The organism is uncultured Campylobacter sp. (assembly GCF_937949835.1).
In the GTDB taxonomy this organism is placed as follows: Bacteria; Campylobacterota; Campylobacteria; order Campylobacterales; family Campylobacteraceae; genus Campylobacter_B.
Map to the genome: position 1 here is coordinate 1 of NZ_CALEDC010000131.1, position 3,926 is coordinate 3,926.

General features: G+C 46.1%; 3 protein-coding genes. All 3 read right to left on the reverse strand.

Translation table 11 applies throughout. The features are described from left to right. Positions 1 to 1,025: DNA translocase FtsK 4TM domain-containing protein (locus tag Q0256_RS02890; RefSeq protein WP_297959886.1), on the reverse strand; the 1,025-nt coding region annotated here is incomplete at its 3' end. 225 nt (positions 1,026 to 1,250) lie between these two features. Beyond that, complete coding sequence (locus Q0256_RS02895; RefSeq protein ID WP_297959882.1) at positions 1,251 to 2,495, reverse strand: type II secretion system F family protein; 1,245 nt, start codon at positions 2,493 to 2,495, stop codon at positions 1,251 to 1,253. Continuing rightward, on the reverse strand, positions 2,492 to 3,926 hold a 1,435-nt coding region (locus Q0256_RS02900), incomplete at its 5' end, for a GspE/PulE family protein (RefSeq protein WP_297959884.1). The genes Q0256_RS02895 and Q0256_RS02900, both read right to left, overlap by 4 nt.

Consider the following 3,926-nt stretch of genomic DNA (forward strand, 5'->3'; position numbering starts at 1 on the left):
TGCGCCCGAAGAGCCATCGCTAGATCGTCTTGCAGCGTGAGAATTTTACTTACCTTGATGTGCGCAGCGGGGCGAAACTCAAAGGTCGTAACGACCGGGCCCGAGTAGGTTCGCACCACGTCGCCGTCGATCTTAAATTTACGCAGCTTATCGAGCAGGTCGTAAATTTTACGATCGATCTCGCTCTCGTCGATATTGCTTTTCTTTTTCGGCGGCAGATTTAAAAAATCAAGCGGCGGAAGCTTAAAATCCTTGGGCTTGGCCACCCTGCCCTTATCGAGCTGATCCAAAAGCCTTTTATTTTCGGCGACCTCGCTTAAGCGCTCGACCCTTTTTAGCCTGCTCGGCTTTCCCTTTTGCGGCATTTTAAGCTCGCGTTCAGCGGAAGCCTGCGGACCCTGTGCGTCACCGAAATTCTGCTCAGGCTCGGGCTTGCGAGCATCGTTTAAATTTTGAAAATTTTGCCCGCCTTCAAAACCGCGCCCGCTTGCGCCCTGCTCCACAAAATTACCCTGTTTCGCCGAATTTTCCTCTGCGCTCAAAGCGTCATTCAAAGCGTTAAAATTTTCCGCACCTCTCAAGCCTTGCGCAGACGAATACCTTGCAAGCCCGCCCCTTTGCGCTGCATCCGTATCGCTAGCGAAATCATCTCCAATTCCATCCTGTGAGCTTTCGTCTCTTGAGCCAATAAAGCAGTTTTTGATGATGTCGGTAAAACGATCTTCGAATATAAGTACTAGCGAAAGCACAAAAATCGTAATATTAAAAATCCACACGCCGACGCTTCCGATCATTCGCCTAAGTCCGTCCACCGCGAAGCTGCCAACTGCTCCACCGCTAGCGCCAAAGAGACTCGACTGCACCATCAAAATGGTAAAAAACAGCAAAATCGCGCCGATGCTAAACTCAAAAAATCTAAAGTCAAAACCGCGAAAATGCTTATAGGCTACGTATGCTAAGGCGAGCAAAAATAGCGGATAGATGTATGCAAAATAGCCGAATAGCTGGGTATTAAACGAGCGGATGGCATTGCCGGCGCTGCCTACAAGCGCGGAATCGGGCGCAATGGTAGCAAGCCCAAAAAATATTATGATAGCCGATACGACGATAAAATATATTTCTTTAACTATGATTGATCCTTAAATTTAAAGCGGTATTTTAGCCAAACGAAGGTTAAAATTTTATTTGAAGGATGAAATTTTAATGCTTTGATAAAATTCCGCGCCCTCGCAGGCGCGGAATTAAAGGGGTTAGTTTTTGACGGCTTTGCCCAGATCCCACATAGGCATAAAGATACCAAGAGCCAAAAGAAGAACCATGCCCGCCATAAAAAATAGCATGATCGGCTCGACGTAGCTTGAGATATTATCGATGATATCGTCGAATTTCTCTTTATAATAATCCGTGACGTTGCCAAGCATCTTATCGAGGTTACCGGCCTGCTCGCCCGCGCTGATCATCTGAATAAGCATACTCTCATAAAGCCCTGTATTGTTAAACGCCTCGGTTAGGCTCACGCCTTGCTGCACGGCGATTTTAACGGTAGAGAGCTTCTCTTTTAAAGTATGATTATCCACCATTAAAACAGATGTATCCAGCGCATCTGCAATAGGAATACCCGCTCGCACGAGCTCTGTAAAAATAAGCATAAATCGCGACATCGTCGAGAAAAATATGATCTTACCGAATAGATAGACCCTTAAAATCGTCTTGTCAAAGCCCTTTTTAAACTCAGGATTATTACGATATGCCCATCTAAGAGCTATGATAGTGCCTATGATGCCCGCTAAAACAAAAATTCCATAATTATTAAGAGTGCTTTCGATACCAAGTAGAATTCTAGTAGGCAGCGGCAGATCCGCGCCCAAATCCTCAAAAATCTCGCGGAATTTCGGCACAACATACATCATCAAAACCGAAAACGCAATCGCCATAACGATCATAAGGATCATCGGATAACGCATCGCCTTTTTAAATTTACGCTGGTTTTCCCAAAGCTCTTGAAGCATAGCGGCAAGCTTGGCTAGAGACTCTGCCATATTACCGGTTGCTTCGCCCAGACTTACCATCGCAACGACGACATCACCGAGCTGACCTCTAAATTTCTCCGTAGACTCTGTCAAGCTAAGACCTGCGTTAAGATCATCGTTCATAGCACTAAAAATCTCTTTTAGCGTCTTATCCTCCGCCGCCCTTGCGACCTCCTTGATCGAGTCGTGGATTGAAATTCCCGCATTTGTCATAACCGAAAGCTGGCGAATCGACGCTACTAACGGCAGCGTTCTAACTCTTCCGCTACCACCTAGCATGCGCGAAACCTGCGCCTTAAAATCGCCGCCCGTATTGGCTACGACCTGGGTTTCACCTCTTTTTACGATCGTCCCGCCTACGCGCTGCCTCATGAGGTTGTTTGCTTGCACCTTATCGCTAGCTTGCAAAAACATCTTTCTTCTTGCGCCCTTGGCGTTGTATTCAACTTCTAATTGCTTTTTCATTGTTTAGCCACCCTATAAATTTCTTCTATACTAGTTACTCCGCGCGCAGCACGTATAACACCGTCTTCAAACATATCTATAAAACCCTCCTCCTTCGCTAAGGCTCTCATATCGTCCTTTGAGCCGCCGTTAGCGATCAAGCTCTGCATTTTATCGGTAATAGGTAAAATTTCACTAATCATCTCACGCCCCATGTAGCCCGTTTGACCGCATTGATCACAACCCACAGCCTTAAAAAACGTGTATTTTTCAGGTAAGAATTCTTTCAGCTGATCAAGCATCGATTTAGGCAGATTCGTAGGCTGCTTGCAGTGCGGGCAAAGCTTTCGCACGAGACGTTGCGCCTCTACTGCAATGAGCGCACCGCTTATGAGGTAGGCCTCTATACCCATATCCACTATTCGCGGGATCGCACTAACGGCGTCGTTGGTGTGTAGGGTCGAGAAAACCAAGTGTCCCGTAAGAGCGGCTTGGATCGCGATCCTAAGGGTCTCTTGATCGCGGATCTCACCGATCATTATGATGTCGGGGTCTTGTCTTAAGATCGAGCGCAGTGCTGAAGCAAAGGTAAGACCTGCTTTTTCGTTAACTTGGACTTGCTGGATTAAATTTACTTGATACTCGACTGGATCTTCTACGGTAATGACCTTGGTATCGATATTTTTAATATCATTTAGCGCTGCATATAGCGTCGTAGACTTACCGCTTCCCGTAGGTCCGGTAACCAAGATAATACCATATGGAGCCTTCATAGCGTTATTAAATTTCTTAAAGCTATCAGGGTGCATACCGAGCTTTTCCAGGCTGATGATAACCTTGGATTTATCGAGGATACGCATAACGGTAGATTCGCCGTTGATAATAGGCAGCGTCGAGATACGAAAGTCATATTCGCGACCTGAAATTTTCATACTAAACCTGCCGTCCTGCGGCTTGCGGCGCTCGGCGATATCCATATTCGAAAGTAGCTTCAATCGGCTTACTAGCGGCGGATAGATATCTTTATCAAAGATAAAAATTTCAGCGAGCATTCCGTCGATTCTGGTGCGCACGACGCAGTTATTCTCGGTAGGCTCGATGTGAATATCGCTACCGCGCATCTTAATAGACTGGCTAATTATCATCTCAATGAGCTTCAAAATCGCCGAGGTATCATCGCTACTTCCGCTACCGCCGGTGTTAGCAAGCTCTTTGCGGATCTCCGCTACGAGCCCTTTAATGCTCTCTGAAAGCTCAAGCTTAGATAGATATTTATTTACCTGATTTGGATCGGCTACTACGATTTTAAGCAGCTGTTTGCTAAACATAGCCTGCGCTTTATCTTGCGACTCAAGATTAAACGGATCAGAAAAAGCAACGTAAATATTCAGATCATCCGCTTTAACCGGTATCACGCCGTATCTTTTTAGCTGTGCGGTAGGAGTGCGTTCC